Source organism: Spirillospora sp. NPDC049652 (assembly GCF_040675125.1).
Taxonomy (GTDB): Bacteria; Actinomycetota; Actinomycetes; order Streptosporangiales; family Streptosporangiaceae; genus Spirillospora.
On record NZ_JBFAOF010000791.1, the window covers coordinates 1 to 3,453 of the forward strand.

General features: G+C 76.3%; 2 protein-coding genes. Both read right to left on the minus strand.

The genetic code is table 11. The features are described from left to right. Nucleotides 1-2,142: tetratricopeptide repeat protein (locus AB0J52_RS32670; RefSeq protein ID WP_500186699.1), on the minus strand; the 2,142-nt coding region annotated here is incomplete at its 3' end. A gap of 62 nt (nt 2,143-2,204) precedes the next feature. Then, nucleotides 2,205-3,453: hypothetical protein (locus AB0J52_RS32675; RefSeq protein WP_500186700.1), on the minus strand; the 1,249-nt coding region annotated here is incomplete at its 5' end.

The window sequence follows — 3,453 nt, forward strand, 5'->3', positions numbered from 1 at the left end:
CGCGGCGTCCCGTCCCCGCACGGCGACGCAGACCGCCGCGACCTGCGCCGGGACGAACCGGATCGACGTCGGCGGGACCTGCTCCAGCACCGCGATCGCGCCCGCCCGGTCGCCCGCGGCCAGCTTCAGCCGGGCCAGCCCGAACGCGGCGTTGATGTGGCCGCGGTCGGTGCGCCAGACCGTCTCGTACAGCCGGACCGCGTCCTGCGGCGCGCGGTGCTCGCGGCACGCGGCGAGCGCCAGCTTCGGCGCGAGCTCCCCGGGCATCAGCGAGTACAGCCGGTCGAACGCGGCGTCCGCCGGCTCGATCCGGCCGTCCGCGAGCTGCGCGACCGCCCGGTACCACTCGATCCGCCAGTCGTGCGGGCGCTCGGCCTCGACCTCCCGCAGCAGCTCCTCGGCCCGGCCGATCTCGCCCAGCTCGATCCGGACGCGCGCGAGGGTCAGCTTCACCTCGGGCGTGCGCTCCGGCGCGGCCTCGGCCGACGCGGCGAGCTGCGCGGGCTCCAGCGCGGTGAGGCCCGCGAGGAACCCGGCGGACGGGTCGGCGCCGTCCACCAGCGGGACGGGCAGGGACGCCGCGTGCTGCGCGGGCGTGAGCGCGGGAAGCGGCACGTCCCCGGGCGCGCCGGTCTCGCCCGCGACGGCCGCCGACGCGAACCGCTCCGGGCCGAACAGCCCGGACGGCGCCTGCCGCGGATGCCCGTCCTCGGCGGCGAGCACCTCGCGCAGCACGCCGAGCAGCTGGTCGGCCATCTCCTCGGCGTCCTGGAACCGCTGGTCCGGGTCGAGGTGGGTGGCACGGCGCAGCAGCCGGTCGAACGACTCGAACCGGGCCAGCAGCGGGACCTCGGCCCGCGGCGGGATCCGGTCGCTGTACTCGCTGGTGTAGCGCTTGAACGGGAAGGTCATCACGGCCAGCGCGCGGCCGACGGTGTACAGGTCCGAGGTGATCGACGGGCCGCGCTCGGCGATCTCCGGCGCCTGGTAGCCGACGGTGCCGTAGATCGCGCCGTCCTGGTCGTCGAGCCGGCGGACGCCGCCGAGGTCGATCAGCCGGAGCTGCTCCTCGGACTGGATCACGTTGTCCGGCTTGAAGTCGCAGTACACCAGGCCGCGCGCGTGCAGGTAGGAGAACGCGCGCAGCACCTCCAGGGCGTAGGCGATCGCCTGCGGCAGGGGCAGCCCGTCCGGGTTCACCGTGTTGCGGTGCTCCAGCAGGATGTCCTTCAGCGACTCCCCGCCGACGTACTCCATGACGATGTACTCGTCGCCGTCGTGCTCGACGAAGTTGTAGATCTTGACGATGTTGGGGTGCTCGACCGTGGCGAGGAACTCCCGCTCAGCCTCGGCCGCGTCGCGCGCGTCCGCGTCGCCGGTGTTCAGCAGGCCCTTGAGCACCACCCAGCGGCCGTTGACCCGGTGGTCGCGGGCGAGGTAGATCCAGCCGAGGCCGCCGTGCGCCAGGCAGCCGAGCACCTCGTACTGGCCGTGCACCAGGTCGCCGGTCTTCAGCTTCGGCCGGAACGAGAACGCGTGGCCGCACTTGGGGCAGAACCCCTCGGTGCGGCCCGGCCGGTCGCCGCGGCTGCGGCCGACCTTCTCCCCGCAGCTCCCGCAGAACCGCCGGTGCTCGGGGACCTCGGGGTTCTGCCGGACGGCCGTCGCGGGGTCGCGGTACGGGATGCGCGGCACCTCGACCAGCCCGGACCCGAGCTGCCCGCGCCGCCCCGACGCCCGGGACGCCCCGCTGCCGCGCCCGCCCGTCCCGACGCTGCCGGTCATCACGCTGCCGGACGCGAAACTCCCCGTGGGCGCGCTCGGCCGCGTGACCGGAGCCTGCCGCGAGGGTGTGGACTGCGCGGACGGCGCGCCCCCCGCGGACGTCCCCGAACCGGACGCGCCCGAACCGGACGTGCCCGAGCCCCGCGCGCCCGAACCGGAGGCCGCCGGTGTCGGGGCCGGGCCGGCGGGGCTGCCGCAGACGTCGCAGTAGCCGTCCTGGATCGTGCCGCCGCAGCCGGGCTGCGCGCACTTCTGCGGCCCGGCCTGCGGCGCGGCGGCCGGCGGAGGTCCGGCCTGCTGCCGGTTCTGCGACGGTTGTCCGGTCGCAGGCGGCGGCGTGCCTTGTGAGGGGGGCATGCCACATATGACGCAGTAACCGTCCTCGACGTTTCCGGCGCAGCCCGGCTGCGTGCACGGGATCATCGATCGGCTCCCTTCGTCCGCGAGTTGACGGCCTGCTGGTATCCCGACAGAGCCACGGTCGCGGCACGCAGGTCGCAGGGGGACGTCCAGAGCAGCTCGCGGGCACGCTCGTGGATCGTCTGGAGTTCGGCGTCCTCGGCCAGCCCGAGCCGGGCGGCCTTGACGCGGTAGGCGCCGAGCCGGCCGCGCAGCTCCTCACGGCGCTCCAGCAGCCCGGCGGCGAGGTCGCGGTGGCTCTGCGCGCGGGCACGCGCGTCGGTGGCGGCACGTTCCAGGTCGGTGAGCCGCTCGGCCAGCTCGTCCCACCGTCCGGTGGCGGCCAGGCCGCGCAGCGCCGCGAGGCGGTCGGCGAGCGCCCCCGACGGATCGGACGGCTCGGTCAGTCCGGTTGAGGCGATCTTCTCTTCGGCCTCCGCGTGCGCGCGCAGGGCCTCGTCGTGCGCGCGCCCCGCCTCGGCGATCAGGCTTTCCGCCGCGGAGAGACGCCCGGCGTAGCCGTCGCGGAGTCGCGCCGCCTCCCGCAGCCGGGCGAGCGCCTCGTCCAGTCGCCTGGTGAGCGCGACCAGCCCGGACGTGTCCGCGCCGGACACGGCCGGCCCTGTCGCGGTCGGGCCGGACGCGGTGGGGCCGGGCGCGGTCGGGCCGGGTGTGGTGGGGCCGGGTGTGGTCGGGTCGGCCGTGGTCGGGCCGGGCTGAGGGGCGAGCGACAGCGGGTCGGACCGGACGGTGCGTCCGGCTTGGGCCACCTCGGCGCCGAGCTCCCGCACCTCCGCTGTGGACGCCTCCAGCGACGCGGCGAGCGCGGCGGCCTCGCGGTACCGGGACTCGGCCGCCTCCAGCGCGGGCAGCAGCGCCGACCACGCCGCGTCCATCGCGGCCACGTCGCGCATGATCCCGTCGAACAGGCGCGTCATCCGGGCCACGGCCGCGTGCAGCGTCAGCAGCTCGGGGCCGGGAGCGCCCAGCAGGCCGCGCTGCTCCAGCGGGACCGGCCGGGGAGGCAGCTCGACCGACGGACCGGCCAGCAGCCGGGTCAGCTCGGCCAGTTCGGGAGGTTTCGGACGGGCGTTGCGGGCGCGCAGCTCCTCGGCGGCCGCCAGCGCCCCCCGGTACCGGTCGAACAGCTGCCACAGCAGGGCGGTGCCGGCGGCGACCCGCGCCTGCAGCTCCGCGCTCGCGCCGGACAGCGCCGCGCCCTCCAGCATGCGGCGGCCCGGATGCGCGTCGAGGTCGAGCAGGCCCGCG